The 16,204-nt window shown below is 65.7% G+C and carries 12 protein-coding genes; 6 read left to right on the top strand and 6 right to left on the bottom strand.

Annotated features, from left to right (window positions below; translation table 11 throughout):
• The first annotated feature begins 23 nt into the window (after positions 1–23).
• From gatA to RM463_RS05130, 3 genes are read left to right on the top strand one after another with little or no spacing between them, the layout of a single operon-like run.
• Positions 24–1,484, top strand: coding sequence for an Asp-tRNA(Asn)/Glu-tRNA(Gln) amidotransferase subunit GatA (gene gatA / locus RM463_RS05140; RefSeq protein WP_311429252.1), 1,461 nt, complete (start codon positions 24–26; stop codon positions 1,482–1,484).
• On the top strand, positions 1,484–2,938 hold the full coding sequence (gene gatB, locus RM463_RS05135; protein WP_311429251.1) for an Asp-tRNA(Asn)/Glu-tRNA(Gln) amidotransferase subunit GatB: 1,455 nt from the start codon (positions 1,484–1,486) through the stop codon (positions 2,936–2,938). The genes gatA and gatB overlap by 1 nt, the downstream gene beginning before the upstream one ends.
• Positions 2,939–2,974: 36 nt before the next feature.
• Positions 2,975–3,526, top strand: a complete 552-nt coding sequence (locus RM463_RS05130) for a cupin domain-containing protein (protein ID WP_132042287.1) — start codon at positions 2,975–2,977, stop codon at positions 3,524–3,526.
• A gap of 121 nt (positions 3,527–3,647) precedes the next feature.
• Here the strand turns inward: RM463_RS05130 and RM463_RS05125 are convergent, their stop codons facing one another.
• Together RM463_RS05125 and RM463_RS05120 are read right to left on the bottom strand one after the other, a co-directional pair.
• Positions 3,648–5,150, bottom strand: a complete 1,503-nt coding sequence (locus tag RM463_RS05125) for an aldehyde dehydrogenase (RefSeq protein ID WP_409228423.1) — start codon at positions 5,148–5,150, stop codon at positions 3,648–3,650.
• Positions 5,151–5,161: 11 nt separating this feature from the next.
• On the bottom strand, positions 5,162–6,562 hold the full coding sequence (locus tag RM463_RS05120; protein WP_311429250.1) for an aspartate aminotransferase family protein: 1,401 nt from the start codon (positions 6,560–6,562) through the stop codon (positions 5,162–5,164).
• Between the two features lie 266 nt (positions 6,563–6,828).
• Between RM463_RS05120 and RM463_RS05115 the strand changes: the two genes are divergently transcribed.
• Positions 6,829–8,775 (top strand): Na+/H+ antiporter NhaC family protein, encoded by a 1,947-nt coding sequence (locus RM463_RS05115; RefSeq protein ID WP_311429249.1) that lies wholly within the window; start codon positions 6,829–6,831, stop codon positions 8,773–8,775.
• Between the two features lie 139 nt (positions 8,776–8,914).
• Here the strand turns inward: RM463_RS05115 and RM463_RS05110 are convergent, their stop codons facing one another.
• Positions 8,915–9,658, bottom strand: coding sequence for a gamma-glutamyl-gamma-aminobutyrate hydrolase family protein (locus tag RM463_RS05110; protein WP_311429248.1), 744 nt, complete (start codon positions 9,656–9,658; stop codon positions 8,915–8,917).
• 94 nt (positions 9,659–9,752) lie between these two features.
• Positions 9,753–11,066, bottom strand: coding sequence for an FAD-binding oxidoreductase (locus tag RM463_RS05105; protein ID WP_311429247.1), 1,314 nt, complete (start codon positions 11,064–11,066; stop codon positions 9,753–9,755).
• Positions 11,067–11,334: 268 nt separating this feature from the next.
• Here RM463_RS05105 and RM463_RS05100 point away from each other — a divergent pair, with 268 nt between their 5' ends.
• Together RM463_RS05100 and RM463_RS05095 are read left to right on the top strand one after the other, a co-directional pair.
• The gene (locus RM463_RS05100) at positions 11,335–12,711 is read left to right on the top strand and encodes a glutamine synthetase family protein (protein ID WP_311429246.1); all 1,377 of its coding nucleotides are present in this window, start codon (positions 11,335–11,337) and stop codon (positions 12,709–12,711) included.
• Positions 12,712–12,789: 78 nt separating this feature from the next.
• Positions 12,790–14,283 (top strand): Na+/H+ antiporter NhaC family protein, encoded by a 1,494-nt coding sequence (locus tag RM463_RS05095; RefSeq protein WP_311429245.1) that lies wholly within the window; start codon positions 12,790–12,792, stop codon positions 14,281–14,283.
• 136 nt (positions 14,284–14,419) lie between these two features.
• On the opposite strand, the gene RM463_RS05090 is transcribed toward RM463_RS05095, so the two are convergent.
• Together RM463_RS05090 and RM463_RS05085 are read right to left on the bottom strand one after the other, a co-directional pair.
• Complete coding sequence (locus RM463_RS05090; protein ID WP_311429244.1) at positions 14,420–15,118, bottom strand: glycine zipper 2TM domain-containing protein; 699 nt, start codon at positions 15,116–15,118, stop codon at positions 14,420–14,422.
• 214 nt (positions 15,119–15,332) lie between these two features.
• A complete protein-coding gene (locus RM463_RS05085) occupies positions 15,333–16,199 on the bottom strand; it encodes a methylenetetrahydrofolate reductase (protein WP_311429243.1) in 867 nt (288 codons plus the stop codon).
• Positions 16,200–16,204: the final 5 nt, after the last annotated feature.

Raw genomic sequence — 16,204 nt, 5'->3', positions numbered from 1 at the left:
ACTGCCTACGGAGCCTCCGGCCCATGCATGACAAGACACTGACCGAACTCGCCGCCAGCCTTACGGCGGGCGAGTTCACCAGCCGCGAGCTGACCGAACACCAGCTCGGCCGCATCGAGCGCCACGATGGCGCCCTCAACAGCTTTATCACCGTCACGCCGGACTCGGCGCTGGAAGCGGCGGACCACGCCGATGCCGCCCGCGCTCGTGGCGAGGCCGGCCCGCTGACCGGCCTGCCGGTAGCGATCAAGGACCTGTTCTGCAGCGATGGGGTACTGACCACCGCCGGCTCGAAGATGCTGGCCAACTTCGTCGCTCCCTATGACGCCTGCGTGGTGGAGAGGCTCAAGGCCGCCGGCACGGTAAGCCTCGGCAAGACCAACCTGGACGAGTTCGCCATGGGCTCCTCCAACGAGAGCAGCGCCTTCGGTGCGGTGCACAACCCCTGGGACACCACCGCCGTACCCGGTGGCTCCTCCGGCGGCAGCGCCGCCGCGGTAGCCGCGGGCCTGGCGCCTGCCGCCATGGGCACCGATACCGGCGGCTCGATCCGCCAGCCCGCCGCCTTCTGTGGCATCACCGGACTGAAGCCCACCTATGGGCGCATCTCGCGCTGGGGCATCATCGCCTACGCCTCGAGCCTTGATCAGGCGGGCCCCATGGCGCGAACCGCCGAGGACTGTGCGCTGCTGATGAATGCCATCGCCGGCCATGACCCCAGAGACTCGACCTGCGTGGCCCGCGGTGTGCCCGACTACACCGCCGACCTCGCCGCTCCGCTGTCCGGCCTGAAGATCGGCCTGCCCAGAGAGTACTTCGGCGACGGCCTCGACCCCGCGGTGGAAGCCGCCGTGCGCGAGGCGGTGGCGGTCTACGAATCACTGGGCGCCACGGTTCGCGAGGTCAGCCTCCCGCACACGCACTACGCCATCCCCGCCTACTACGTGATCGCCCCGGCGGAGGCCTCGTCCAACCTGTCGCGCTACGATGGGGTACGCTTCGGCCATCGCTGCGAAAACCCCTCTGATCTGATCGACCTCTACAAGCGGTCGCGGGCCGAGGGCTTCGGCGAGGAGGTCAAGCGGCGCATCCTGATCGGGACCCACACCCTCTCCGAGGGCTTCTTCGACGCCTACTACAAGAAGGCCCAGCAGGTACGCCGGCTGATACGCCAGGATTTCCTCGACGCCTTCGAGGAGGTCGATGTGCTGATGGGGCCAACGTCTCCCACCCCGGCCTTCGATCTCGGCGCCCAGAAGGACCCGGTCTCCATGTACCTCCAGGATATCTACACCATCGCCGTCAACCTGGCCGGCATTCCCGGCATCAGCGTGCCGGCCGGCTTCGTGGGCAAGCGCCCGGTGGGGCTGCAGATACTCGGCACCCACTTCGCCGAGCAGCGCCTGCTCAATGTCGCTCACCGCTACCAGCAGGCCACCGACTGGCACCTGCGTCGCCCCGAGCTTGCCGAGGAGAACGCCTGATGCAATGGGAAACCGTGATCGGTCTGGAAGTTCACGTCCAGCTCGCCACCCAGTCCAAGATCTTCTCCGGCGCCTCCACCGCCTTCGGCGCCGACCCCAATACCCAGGCCTGCGCGGTGGATCTGGGCATGCCCGGCGTGCTACCGGTACTCAACGAGCAGGCGGTGGCCATGGCGGTGCAGTTCGGGCTGGCGATCCACGCCGAGATCCCCGAGGTCTCGGTATTCGACCGCAAGAACTACTTCTACCCCGACCTGCCCAAGGGCTACCAGACCAGCCAGATGTATCACCCCATCGTGGGCCCCGGCGAGGTCGAGATCGGCCTGGATGATGGCACGACCAAGCGCATCCGGGTCCACCACGCCCACCTCGAGGAGGATGCCGGCAAGTCCCTTCACGAGGACTTCCATGGCATGACCGGCATCGATCTCAACCGTGCCGGCACGCCCCTGCTGGAGATCGTCTCCGAGCCGGACATGCGCTCGGCGAAGGAGGCCGCCGCCTACCTCAAGGCGATCCACTCCATCGTGACCTATCTGGGCATCAGCGACGGCAATATGGCCGAAGGTTCGATGCGCTGCGACGTCAACGTCTCGGTGCGTCCCAAGGGGCAGGCCGAGTTCGGCACCCGCGCCGAGATCAAGAACGTCAACTCCTTCCGCTTCGTGGAGCGCGCCATCGAGTTCGAGGTGGAGCGCCAGATCGAGCTGATCGAGGATGGCGGCGAGGTGGTCCAGGAGACCCGTCTGTTCGACCCCGAGCGCGACGAGACCCGCAGCATGCGCACCAAGGAGGAGGCCAACGACTACCGTTACTTCCCCTGCCCGGACCTGCTGCCGGTGGTGCTAGACGCGGCCTACGTCGACCATCTGCGCGAAAGCCTGCCGGAACTGCCCGACGAGAAGCGCGCCCGCTTCCAGGGCGAGCTGGGGCTCACCGCCTACGACGCCGGAGTGCTCGCGGCGAGCCGCGAGATGGCCGAGTACTTCGAAGTGGTCAAGGACACCTGCGGCGATGCCAAGCAGGCCGCCAACTGGGTCCAGGGTGAGCTCTCCGGCGCCCTCAACCGGGAGGGGCTATCGATCCACGACAGCCCGGTCAGCGCCGCTCGGCTCGGCGAACTGATCAGTCGGGTGATGGACGACACCATCAACGGCAAGGCCGCCAAGCAGGTATTCCAGGCGCTCTGGAATGGCCAGGGCGAGAGCGCCGATGAGGTAATCGAGGCCAAGGGGCTCAAGCAGGTCACCGACAGCGGCGCCATCGAGGCGATGATCGACCAGGTGATCGGCGACAGTCCCGCCCAGGTGGCCCAGTACCGCGACGCCGAACCCGAGAAACGCGGCAAGATGATCGGCTACTTCGTGGGGCAGGTGATGAAGGCCTCTCGCGGCACCGCCAACCCACAGCAGGTCAACGCGCTGCTCAAAGAAAAGCTGGATGCCCTGTGCTGATGCCCGGGGTGCTCCAGCAAGCCAAGGAGGTCCGGCATGGCCGATGATGTAGGTGAACGGCTGCGCGCCTTGCGCACCCTGCGCGGCATCTCCCAGCGCGAGCTGGCCAAGCGCTGCGGCGTGACCCACTCCAGCCTGTCGTTGATCGAACAGGGCAAGGTGAGTCCCTCGGTCAGCTCGCTGAAGAAGATCCTCGACGCCATCCCCATGAGCGTCGGCGACTTCTTCACCCTGGAGCTGGAGTCGGGACGACGCGTCTTCTATTCGGCCGAGGAGCTGGCCGATGTGGGCTCAGGAGACGTGGTGTTCAAGCTGGTGGGCGCCGACCGTCGTGATCGTGCGCTCTCCTTCATGGTCGAGACCTACCCCCCCGGGGCCGATACCGGCCGCGAGATGATCACCCATCAGGGTGAGGAGGCCGGCGTGGTACTGGAGGGCGAGATCGAGATCACCATCGGCGCAGAGACCCGCACGCTCAAGGCCGGCGAGGCCTACTACTACGAGACCAACGTGCCCCACCGCTTTCGCAACCCGGGCGACGAACCCTGCCGCCTGGTCAGCTGCGCCACCCCGGCTCGGGCCTTCTAGGGCCCGAGCTCACTCCTGCTTGAGCTTGTCGATCCGCGTGCGCAGCGCCTCCGCCTCGAAAAGGAAAGAGGCCGACACCCGGGTGCCGGCCTCCTGCTTGTCACTTCATCGTGGCGTCGCGTCAGCTGGAGAGCGACATCCACACGCTCTTGAGCTCCGAATACTCCTGCAGCGAGTGGTGGGACTTGTCGCGGCCATTGCCCGACTGCTTGACCCCGCCGAAGGGCACGGTCTGGTCGCCGCCGGCCCAGTTGTTGACGAACACCTGGCCCGACTCCAGTCGCCGGGTCACGCGCATGATGCGGTCGATATCCTGGCTCCAGAGGCCTGCGGCCAGGCCATAGACGCTGTCGTTGGCTAGCCGCACGGCCTCCTCCTCGCTGTCGAAGCCGAATACCGAGAGCACCGGGCCGAAGATCTCCTCACGCCCGATGGCCATCTCCGGGGTCACGCCATCGAACACCGTGGGGGTAATGAAGAGCCCGGGGCCGTCCAGGGCCTGGCCTCCGGCACGCAGGCGGGCACCCTCCTCCTGGCCCTGGCGGATAAACTCCAGCACCCGACGGTACTGGGCCTCGTCGACCATGGCGCCCATGAAGCTGTCGGGGTCCAGCGGGTCGCCCGGCTGCATGGTCTCGGCGCAGGCCACCACCTTGTCGATAAAGGTCTCGCGGATCGAGTTCTCCACCAGCAGTCGCGAGCCGGCGATGCAGACCTCGCCCTGGTTGTGGAAGATCGCCGCGGCGGCGTGCTTGGCCACTCGATCCAGGTTCTTGCAGTCGGCGAAGACGATATTCGGGCTCTTGCCACCGCACTCCAGATAGAGCCGCTTGAGATTGGACTCGCCGGCGTACTGCATCAACTGCTTGCCTACCCCGGTCGAGCCGGTGAAGGCCAGGCAGTCGACATCCATGGAGAGCGCCAGCGCCTTGCCCACGGTGTGACCGAAGCCCGGCAGCACCTGGAAGACACCCCGCGGAATCCCCGCCTCCTGAGCCAGCTGGGCCAGGCGCAGGGCCGACAGCGGCGACTTCTCCGAGGGCTTGAGGATAACGCTGTTGCCTGCCGCCAGCGCCGGGGCCACCTTCCAGGCGGTCATCATCAGCGGGAAGTTCCAGGGCACGATGGAGGCCACCACGCCGAGCGGCTCCCTGAGCACCAGGGCAAGGGCCTCCTCACCGGTGGGGGCCACCTCGCCGTAGAGCTTGTCGATGCACTCCGCCTGATAACGGAAGCAGCCGATGGCGCCCGCCATGTCACCCAGGGCGCTCTGGATCGGCTTGCCCATATCGAGGGTATCGAGCAGCGCCAGCTCCGCCTTGTGGGTCTCCATCAGGTCGGCCAGGCGCAGCAGCACCCGCTTGCGCTTGCCGGGGGCCAGTCGTGACCAGGCGCCACCCTCGAAGGCGGCACGCGCATGGCTGACGGCCACGTCCGCGTCGGCGGCATCACAGCTCGCCACCTTCGCCAGCACCTCGCCGGTGGCCGGGTTGACCGTCTCGAAGGTCTCTCCACTGGCCGCCGGGACGAACACATCGTTGATAAAGGCGTGGGACTCGAAGGTCAGGTCGGCGGCACGCTGGCGCCATCCGGCCAGAGTCTGGGGCATTTCGTTCTTGGGCATCTCGGAATGACTCACGTCAGGCTCTCCTTGATCTTGTCGGGTGTGGTGACAGCCAGCCGCCGATGGGTGGCGTCCAGGGCGGCGCGCGCCCTGTCGACCAGCTCGTCGATCTCTTCGCGGCTGATCACCAGGGGTGGCGAGATGATCATGGTATCGCCCACAGAGCGCATGACCAGCCCCGAGGCGAAAGAGAGGTCGCGGCACAGGTTGCCTGCCCCCAGCGCCTTGTCGAAGCGCTCACCGGTCTCGGGGTCCACCAGCTCCAGGGCCCCCACCAGTCCAAGCGAGCGCGCCTCGCCGACCAGCGGATGGTCGCCCAGCTCTCCCCAGCGTTCGGCCAGGTAGGGCCCCAGGTCGTCACGCACCCGCTCGACCACGCCCTCGGCCTCCATCAATTCCAGATTCCTGAGCGCCACCGCCGCACAGGCGGGGTGTCCCGAGTAGGTGAAGCCGTGGAAGAACTCGCCCCCCTCTTCGATCAGGGTATCGGCCACGCGATCCCCGACCAGCACCCCTCCGATGGGCAGATAGCCCGAGGAGAGCCCCTTGGCGATCGGCATCAGATCGGGCTCGAGATCATAATGGACGCTACCGAACCACTCCCCCAGACGGCCGAAGCCACAGATGACCTCGTCGACCACCAGCAGGATGTCGTACCTGTCGAGTACCGCCTTCACCGCCGGCCAGTAGCTCTGCGGCGGAATGATGGCACCCCCGGCCCCCTGCACCGGCTCGGCGATAAAGGCCGCCACGTTCTCCTCGCCCAGCTCGAGGATCTTCGCCTCCAGGGCCGCGGCACACTCGAGACCGAAGGCGTCCGGGTCCTGCCCCTGCGATCGCCCCTCGCCGAACCAGTAGGGCTGTCGCACATGGCTGATGCCCGGCACGCAGGGACCGCCCTGCTCATGCATGGGCGCCATGCCGCCGAGACTCATGCCGGCCACGGTGGAGCCATGATAGCCATTCTCACGACCGATGACCCACTGCTTCCCCGGCTTGCCCTTGAGCGCCCAGTAGCGGCGCACCATGCGCAGCACCGTATCATTCGCCTCGGAGCCGGAGCCCGTGAAGAAGACACGATTCATATGCTCGGGCGCCAGCGAGACCAGCTTTTCCGCTAGCTGAACCGCCGGTGGGTGCGTGGTCTTGAAGAAGCTGTTGTAGTAGGGCAGCTGATGCATCTGCTCCGCGGCGGCCGCCACCAGCTCCTCACGACCATAGCCGAGATTGACACACCACAGCCCCGCCATGCCGTCGAGGATGCGATTGCCCTCGGAGTCGATGATATAGACGCCCTCGGCGCGCTCGATGATGCGGCTGCCCTCCTCCCCCAGAGACTTGAAGTCGGTGAACGGGTGCAGATGATGCGCGCGGTCGAGCCGCTGCAGCTGGCCAGTCTTCGAGGCTGACATGACGAAGCCCTCCCGGAATCGGTGGTGGAAGATGTTATTGTTTAATCAACATACCCTCCCCTGCGGCATCTGCCAACCCCTTTCCAGAACATGGCAACAATGCTTGGATAAACTAATGATTCATATAGAAATATTGTGAAATTAAAAAATCGACATTCAACTAAAGTTATGACAAACACCTTGACGCCCCCAACCCTCTAGGTCATTTTTCATTGACGCCCTGCACACTCTCTCGGCGCCATCAACAACAAGTATCCGGAGCGAACATGACCACGATCCTGAGCAGCTGGACGATGCGTCTGGCCCTACTACTGACACTCTGTCTCGGCACACTGCCCAGTCAGGCGGCAACACTCGGTGTGCCCGACACGATCCTGCAGGGCGTCGCCTTCGATCTGACCCTGGAAGAGCTCCCCGAAGGTTCCCTCACGCTGCGCCTCGACGACCAGAGCTTCGAGGTGGTCGGTGTCGATGGCGGCAGCGCGCTGGTCGAGGGACTCATCCTGAACGACAGCGCCGCCAGCCTCGAGCTGACCGATGCCACCGGGAGCACGCTGGCCAGCGAGACGCTGACGGCAATTCCCGCCTGGCTGTCGCTGCTGCCGGCCCTGGTGGCGATCGTCCTGGCGCTGGCGTTTCGCCAGGTGATCCTGGCACTCTTCGTCGGCATCCTGCTGGGCGGCTGGATCATGCACGGCATGGATTTCGGCGCCCTCTCCAGCGCCTTCGGCGACTCGGTCAATGTGCATGTCCTGGAGGCCGCCAGCGACAGTGAGCACATGTCGATCGTGCTGTTCTGCCTGCTGATCGGCGGCATGGTGGGCATCGTCTCCCGCAACGGCGGTACCCAGGGCATCGCCCAACGCATCTCCCGGGTCATACGCGGACGACGCCAGGCGCAGACCTCGACCTTCCTGCTGGGGATCGCGATCTTCTTCGATGACTACGCCAACGCGCTGATCGTGGGCAACACCATGCGCGCGATCACCGACAAGATGGCGGTCTCCCGGGCCAAGCTCGCCTATATCATCGACAGCACCGCGGCTCCGGTCTCCGCCATCATGCTGGTGACCACCTGGATCGGCTTTCAGGTGGGGTTGATCAGCGAGGCGATGAGCAACATCAGTGACTGGAACGAATCGGCCTACTCGGTATTCGTCAACGCCATTCCCTACAACGCCTACCCGATCCTGGCCCTGGCCTTCGTTTTCATGACCACCTGGCTGGGTCGCGACTTCGGTCCGATGCTCACCGCCGAGCGCCGGGCCCTCGACGCGGGCGGCCGACGCACCACCCTCAGCGACCGCGAGGCGATCGTCGAGGAGGCGGAGATCAACACCAAGCCCAATATCCCGATTCGGGCCATGAACGCCATCGTGCCGATGCTGGTACTTGCCGCCATTACCCTCGGCGGCATCTATGCCACCGGCCTCGAGGCCCTGGGGCCCGGCTCCCACTCCCTGCGCGACATCTTCGGCGAGGGCGACTCCTTCAGCTCGATGATGTGGGGCTCCCTGGCCTCCTGCGTGGTCGCCGTCATCATGACCCAGGCCCAGCGCCTGATGGCCATGACCGAGACCAGCCACTACTGGTTCGAGGGCGTCAAGTCGATGCTGCTGCCGATCACCATCCTGATGATGGCGTGGGCACTGGCCAACGTGAACGCCTCCCTGCAGACCAGCGACTTCCTGGTGGCGGCCCTCGGGGAGAGCCTCAGCCCGGCATGGCTGCCCGCGGTGATCTTCGTGCTGGCCGGCTTTACGGCCTTCGCTACCGGCTCCTCCTGGGGCGTGATGGGCATCATGATGCCGCTGGTCGTGCCCCTGGCCTGGGCCGTGCTTGAGCAGAACGGCATGAACGGCACGGCGGAAGGCATGCCCATCCTCTACGCCTCGGTGGCGTCGGTGCTCGCCGGCGCGGTCTGGGGAGACCACTGCTCGCCGCTGGCAGATACCACCCTGCTCTCCGCCATGGCCAGTGGCTGCGACCTGGTCGAGCATGTCCGCACCCAGCTTCCCTATGCCCTGCTGGTGGGGGCGGTGGCGCTGATCTTCGGCAACCTGACGGTCGGGTACGGCATCAGCTGGTGGCTGGGGCTGGCGGTCGGCGCCCTGCTGCTGCTGGGCACCCTGCTGGTCGTCGGCAGGCGTCCGGAGCGCCAGCCCGTCACCCCTCGGACAGCCATCAACACCCCGGACCAGGCGCCCCGATAACAACCCTGGCGCCATACTCCTAGCACCTCCAATGGAACCACAGAGCCCGCGGCCATGGCCGCGGGCTCTGTGATTTGGCGCATGTTAGCTTGGTGCATGCCAGCCTTGCGACATCACGCCAGCCTGCTTCTCATAGCGACTAGCGCGAGTCGACGCAGGCCGCGGCGAAGCCCTGGAAGATGGCGTCGTACAGGGGATGACTGGTGGGCTGCCACTCCGGGTGCCACTGGACCCCCAGCGCGAAGGCCCTGGCGTCACGCACGGAGATGGCTTCGATCAGACCATCCGGCGCGACGCCCTCGACGCTCAGGCCATCGCCAAGCCGGTCGATGCCCTGCTGATGAAGCGAATTGACCCGGGCACTGCGCTCGGGATAGAGGCCGGCCAGCACCCCACCCGGCTCGATGGAGAGCTCATGGGACGGCGCATACTGCTGCTCGGCATCGCCCTCGGGCTCACGGTGGTCGAGCTTGCCTGGCTGATTCTGCACCGCCTGATAAAGCGTGCCTCCGAAGGCCACATTGAGTTCCTGAAAGCCGCGGCAGATACACAGCAGGGGCATGCCCCGCTCCAGGCTGGCCGGCAGCCAGGCCATGGCCGCGGCATCGCGGTCCTTGTCATCACGGGTATTCTCCGGCGCCCTCTCGGCGCCGTAGCGTGCGGGCTCCACGTTGGTATGGCTGCCGGTCAGCAGCAGGCCATCGAAGTGGGACAGCAGTCGCCGGGCATGGTCGGGGTCGGTGTCTTCCCATACCGGCAACACCACCGGATCCAGCCCGTAGGTGCGCAGTGCCGTCAGATACTTGTCGGTCACCATATGGGCCGGATGACCCTCGACCTCACGACGACAGGCGATCACTGCCACCAGGGGACGGTTTTGCATAAGACTCTCCTCAGGGTTGTTGACCCCCATCGACACTCGGCGTCGATCGGGGGTTGCTGGCCGGCAGGGTCACGCGGGAAGCGCTCCCGGGATATCAGACACCGAGCCTGTCGCGCAGGCCGTACCACCATGACCCCATCACCGAATAGGGCACGCGGAGCAGACGCCCGCCCGGGAACGGGAGCCATGGCACCTTCTCGAAGACATCGAACCGGGTCAGGTCGCCGTCGATCGCCTCGGAGAGGATACGTCCGAAGGTATGCGACCCGGTGACGCCATGTCCGCTGTAGCCATGGGCAAAGTAGGTGTTATCGCCGATGCGTCCCATCTGCGGCACGCGGCTGAACGAGAGGGCAAAGTTGCCGCTCCAGGCGTAGTCGATCCTGACCCCCTTGAGCTGCGGAAACACCTTGTCCATGTTGCGCTCAAGCTTGGCCTTGATATCGCTGGGGTCCGAGCCGCCATAGACCGTGCCACCACCGAACAGCAGCCGCTTGTCGCCCGACAGGCGGTAGTAGTCGAGGATATAGCGGATATCCTCGACGCATGCATCGGTCGGCAGCAGGTCGTGAGCCCGCTCCTCGCCCAGCGGCTCCGTCGCCATCACCTGGGTGGAGACCGGCATTACCCGCGAGGTCAGTGTCGGCACCACCTTGCCCAGATACGCATTCCCGCACAGGACCAGGGTCTGGCAGGTCATGGAGCCCTTGGCGGTTCTGACCACCGGCTGTGGCGAGGCGTGATCCACCTCGACCACCGGCGACATCTCGTAGATCACCCCACCGTTACGCTCGAACGCCGCCGCCTCACCCAGAGCCAGGTTCAGCGGGTGCATATGACCGCCGGAATGATCGATCAGGCCTCCGGCATAGAGATCGGAGTTCACATGCTGGCGCAGCTGTTCCTTGTCCAGCATCTCCTGGTTTCTGATACCGTAGCTGGCCCACAGATTCATGCGCTCTTCCAGCTCTTTCATGTGGGCGCCGGTCAGGCCGGTGAAGATGTTCTTCTCCTTCAGGTCGCACCGGATGTCATAGGTGCGTACCCGCTCGCGGATGATCTCGCCCCCCTCCTGCACCAGGCCGGCAACGAAGGTCGCCGTATCCTGGCCGTAGCGCTTCCTGATCGTCTGCAGACTGGCGTTCAATCCATTGACGATCTGGCCGCCATTGCGCCCCGACGCCCCCCAGCCGACTCGCGCGCCTTCGATGATGGCCACCTTGTAGCCCTTCTCCGCCAGATGCAGCCCGGTCGAGAGGCCGCTGTAACCCGCACCGACGATACAGACATCGATCCGCTGGTCACCGACCAGCTCGGGGCGTTCCGGCGCGGGATTGGCAGAGGCAGCATAATAACTCGTGGTATGGCTGCCATCGCCGGCATAGGGGTGTCTCTTCATCGTCATCATGCGACCTCTGATTCGTCATGCTTGTTGAGTGTTATTCAGGTGGAGTCGAGAATTCTCACCAGCCGGATGAGTGTTGCTCTTTCATCAACAAGCTACCACCCAACACCCAGGCGCGCAAATTCGAGTTAACTACATGTTTTTAAATATATTTAAAAAGAACACCATTGTTTTATTCGACTAAAGGCTTGATCTATACGGTATATAAAATTTGACAACAGCGGTCGCCGGTCTGAAAAATGAACCCGACGACAACACAACAGGTGCCAACATGACCGCTCCCAACGCCGACGAAGCGAACACCTTTCTCGAGCAGCATCCCGAGATCACCAGCATCGACCTGCTGATCAGCGACCTCAATGGCGTGCTGCGCGGCAAGCGAGTGTCACGGGAGAATCTCGAGAAGGCCTATACCCAGGGCATCAACCTGCCCGCCTCGGTGTTCGCTCTGGATATTCTCGGCAACACCGTCGAGGAGACCGGCCTGGGCCTGGACAGCGGCGACGCCGACCGCGTCTGCCGCCCCCTCCCGGGTACCCTGATGCCCACGCCCTGGCGTCGTCAGGGGCGCCAGGCACAGCTGCTGATGGTCATGGAGGAAGCCGACGGCAGCGGCTTCTTCGCCGAGCCGCGGCATGTGCTGGAGCGTCAGCTGAGGCGCCTGAAGGCTCGCCGGCTGACCCCTGTCGTGGCCGTGGAGATGGAGTTCTATCTGGTCGACCGTGATCGGGCCGAGGGGGGCATGATCCAGCCCCCACGCTCCCCCGTCACCGGTGAGCGTGCCAGCCAGAGTCAGCTCTACTCGGTGAACGAGCTCGACGAATATGCCGACTTCCTGGAGGCCGTACAGGCTGCCGCCGAGGCGCAGCAGCTGCCGCTGGACACCATGTTGAAGGAGTGTGCGCCGGGGCAGTTCGAGATCACCCTGAAGCACGGCCCCGATGCGCTGGCCGCCTGCGACGCCGCGGTGCTGCTCAAGCGTCTGATCAAGGGGGTGGCACAGAATCACGGTTTCGAGGCCACCTTCATGGCCAAGCCCTATGGCCTGGAGGCGGGCAACGGCACCCACGTGCATATCAGCCTGCTCGACGACTCAGGCGACAACGTCTTCGCCGCCGCCGATGGCGATGTGCTGGGCAGCACGACCCTCAAGCATGCCGTTGCCGGGCTACTCGAGCAGATGCCGGCCAGCGTGGCGCTGTTCGCCCCGAACCTGAACTCCTTCCGACGCTTCCAGCCGGGGCTCTATGTGCCCATGACCCCCACCTGGGGCTTCGACAATCGCTCGGTGGCGGTTCGCATTCCCTCCGGCCCCAACGCCGCCCGGCGCCTGGAGCACCGCGTGGCGGGTGCCGATGCCAACCCCTACCTGCTGCTGGCCGCCCTGCTCGCCGGTATCGAGCATGGCATCGCCGGAGAGCTCACGCCTCCCCCGGCGGTGATCGGCAACGCCTACGACCAGTTCGCCCCCAGCCTGACCAACAGCTGGCGCCAGGCCCTGGACCTTCTCGAGGAGAGCGAGTCGCTGCGCGAGGCGCTGGGCCAGGACTTCCTGACGGTCTTCCTGGCCAATCGGCGTGTCGAGCGCAGCCAGACCATGCAGGAGGTCAGCCAGCTGGAGATCGACTGGTACCTGCGTCACGTCTAACTCTCTTCCGCTCCGACGAGAGACAACCACAACAGCAACGTCGACCCGTCGCCCTATTGCCGACCGGGAGGTAACCCCATGAGCTCCAACCAGGCCGCGCGCCACCCCTTCTCCCCTTCCCTGCCGGACCGTCGCGGTACCGGCAAGACCTTCGCCCTGGTCACCGCCCTGCTGCTCACGGTCGGGGGCCTGACCCTGAACCATGAGCCCGGCACGCCATTCGGCTGGATCAGCCTCGTCCCGTCGTTGATCGTGCTGGTGGTCGCCATCGCGACCCACCGCACCCTGGAGGCGCTGGCCATCGGCGCCCTCTCGGGGCTTATCATGCTGCAACCCGACGACTTCATCGGCGAGCTGTCCGACATCTCCATGGCGGTCATGATGGATGAGACCATCGCCTGGCTGATCCTGGTGTGCGGCCTGATGGGTGGCTTCATTGCCATGCTGGAAAAGTCGGGCTGCACCCTGAGCTTCAGTCACTTCATGACGCGACTGGTCAAGACCCGGCGGCAGTCGCTGCTCAGCACCGCCACGCTGGGCGTACTGATCTTCATCGACGACTACCTCAATGCGCTGGCCACCTCGGCCGCCATGAAGCGACTCACCGACCGATTCGGTGTCTCCCGGGAAAAGCTGGCCTACATCGTCGACTCGACGGCGGCCCCCATCTGTATTCTGGTACCGATCTCCACCTGGGCGGTCTACTTCGCCGAGCTTCTCGAAACCAACGGCGCCACCGATGGCCCGGGAATGTGGCTCTATATCCAGTCGATCCCCTTCATGCTCTATGGCTGGGTGGCCATGGGGCTGGTCCTGCTCGTTGCCATCGGCATCATGCCCGATATCGGCCCGATGAAGGCCGCCGAGGAGCGCGCCAGAAACGGCCAGCCGATCCCCGACAACGCCCCGGAGGTCGCCCTCGGGGAGGATGATATGCCCATCACGCGGCCATGGGTCGGCGTGATGAACTTCCTGCTGCCGATGGCGGTACTGATCGGCGCCAGCGCCTGGTTCGAGATCGACCTTCTCAAGGGCGTGATCGTGGCCATCATGTTCACCATCCTGCTCTACCTGGTCCAGCGACTGGCCACCTTCGCCACGCTGATGGATGCCATCATGGACGGCTTCAGGACCATGATGCTGCCGCTCGCCATCGTCGCCGTCGGCTTCGTGCTTCGCGAGATCAACGACCAGCTCGGCATGACGGCCTTCATGATCGACTCCCTTACCCCCTATCTGACGGTCGCCATGCTGCCGGCCATCGTCTTCCTCTCCATGGCCATCGTGGTCTTCGCCACCGGCTCCTCATGGGGGGTGTTCGTGATCTCGATCCCCATCGTGATCCCCATCGCGCAAAGCATGGGTGCCCCGTTGCCGCTGGTGGTCGGTGCCCTGCTTTCCGCCTCGAGCTTTGGCAGCCACGCCTGCTTCTTCTCCGACTCCTCGGTGCTCTCCTCCCAGGGCAGCGGCTGTCAGCCGATGCAGCATGCGCTGACGCAGATCCCCTACGCCCTGATCGGGGCCCTGGTGACCACCCTGGGCTTCCTCGCCCTAGGCATGCTGATGACCTGATCCCTCGGGCCAGCCCCCTGGCACCTGGCCACACCACACCGCCCCCGATCCTCTCGCTCGGGGGCGGTGTCATTACGGAAGGGCAGACGGGGTCCGTCGAGGGCGAAACCTTCGTGCAGCGGGCGGAACCGGGATTTCACACCTCGGTGGATGCCTCGGCCGTGGCGTCGGACTCGGCCTGCCACTGCACCTCGCCATCGATCACCGGCAGGCGCTCGGCCTGGGGAGGAGTCTCCAGGCGCCGGGAGAGCTCCTCGCCATCGAGGCGGTAGGTGACCTCATAGCCCTGCGACTCCTCGTGCTGCTCCACGACCGTCCGGCACTCCTCCTCGGTAACCACCCGCTGGCGGGTCTCGTAACGCGTCTCATAGCGGGTCTCGTACTGGACCTGGCCACCGGCCTGGGCATGCTGGCGCGCCTCGACGCGCTCCTGAACCTCGCGTCCGGCCAGGGCGCCGCCGATGGCACCCGCCACGGTGGCGATCTTCTTGCCGCTGCCACCCCCGACCTGGTTGCCCAGCAGTCCGCCGACGAGAGCGCCGGCGGCACTGCCGACGATGCGGTGAGGGTCGCGGCTGGCCGCCGGACCGGACGGGGTCGGCGCCTCCACCGGAACCTGAACCGGCACCTCGACCGGGACTTCCTCGCTCACTACCCGCTCAACGTCCTCGCAGACCTCTCTTGGCCGCTCCACGGTTCGGGTCACGGGCTCTACCGCCAGGATCTCGGCATATACCGGCCCACGCGGCTGCTGGACCTGCCAGGCCCCGAACGCCAGTCCTCCAACCCCCAGCACGGCCAGCGTCGCGCCGACAACGATCGACGTCTTGCTCATCTGTCATCTCCTGATAAGAGCGGAACACCACTCACTGAAACACTTGCGGGCTTAAGACGAGCGTGACCTTGATGGCTTGTGGCGATGAGAGGGGCAGCGCAATCCGGTGCTGCCCGACCAGGCACAGTATAGGGCGAGGAGTGGCATCGAGGCGGCAGCGACGACGACTTCCACAGAGCTTCCCCACCCGTCGCCAGATGGTGACATCTCCACCTCAGGCCAGGGGTTCGCCGGCCGAGGTGACGGGCCCGGCTCCCGACGACGCCGACTCTGGCCGGCCGGACATCAGGCGCAGACGCGCCTCCAGCCAGCGCCGGGTGGGTTCGACCCGATTGAAGGTATAGACATGCAGGCCGATGAAACCGTCGACACCATCATCCAGCAGCGGCTCCACGCTCTCCAGCAGGGCGTCGGGGCGAAAGTCCGAGGGCCTCAGCAGCCGTCTCAGCCAGCCCGACTGGCGACGCAGGGCCCGCATCGAGGGCCCCAGCCCCAGGCGCATGGCGATGGCCAGCAGCCGCCTGGGCTCCATCAGCCCCGGGACGCCGGCATAGACCGGCAGGGCGAGCCCCAGCCGTGACTGACGCCTGCGCCAGGCCAGCAGCGGCTCGGCCTCGAAACAGAGCTGGGTCACGGCATAGTCGGCCAGAGACGCCTTGGCGACGAGGTCACGCTCCAGGAGATCTCCGTCGATGGCGTGATGCCCCTCGGGATAGACGGGAACCCCCACCCGCAACGGTCGCTGTGCCAGGCCCGCCATGGCCTCGAGCAGCGCGAGGCCGTGGGGGTAGTCGCCCGGCGGACTCTCTCCATCGCCACCCACCACGAAGACATCATCGACACCCAGGGTCACCAGGCGCCCCAGCAGCGACTCCAGATGGGCACTATCCCGCACCCGCCGGGCCGCCAGGTGCGGTACCACACGAAACCCTCTCTCGACCAGCCACTCGGTGGCCTCGAGGGTCCGCTCGAGGCCGTGGCGTGGTGAGCAGGTCACGGTGACCGTGGCGCCTGCGGGCAGGGATAGCGCCGCTTCCTGCATGCCGACGAGGGGCATCAGCTCGAAGCGGATCGACGTCATATGCT

Origin of the sequence: Halomonas sp. LES1, from assembly GCF_031846005.1 — a bacterium.
Taxonomy (GTDB): domain Bacteria; phylum Pseudomonadota; class Gammaproteobacteria; order Pseudomonadales; family Halomonadaceae; genus Halomonas.
The sequence above is the reverse complement of the archived record's forward strand: the minus strand, read 5'-3'. Positions and strand labels throughout refer to the sequence as shown.